At 41.2% G+C, this 267-nt stretch carries 1 pseudogene; it reads left to right on the top strand.

Annotation, left to right across the window (positions count from 1 at the left end):
• Positions 1–208, top strand: a pseudogene (locus AB5935_RS26090) (hypothetical protein); the annotation flags it as partial.
• Positions 209–267: the final 59 nt, after the last annotated feature.

Genomic DNA, 267 nt, shown 5'->3' with positions numbered 1-267 from the left:
CAACTGCGATGTCATCATGGGAGCCACTTTCAAAGTGGAAGATAATGAAAAAACAGGGGGATACACGGTTACAGTAGTAGGTTATCCCGGCATCTTTGTCAACTGGCATCCTGCCACCCAGGACGATTATGAATGGATACGTCTGCAGAAGTTATCACCCACGGATGGAAAAAGCCAGATAGCACCTGTCGTTAAGAATAAGAATTAATCACTAAAACATAAATAACAATGAAAAAAGTACTATCAATGATTGCCGCACTCTTATTG

The sequence above is a fragment of the Phocaeicola sp. RTP21198st1_B8_RTP21198_201120 genome (assembly GCF_040929485.1).
GTDB classification, from domain to species: Bacteria; Bacteroidota; Bacteroidia; order Bacteroidales; family Bacteroidaceae; genus Phocaeicola; species Phocaeicola dorei.
Note: the sequence above shows the minus strand (reverse complement) of the source record. Positions and strands in the feature narration are given on the sequence as shown.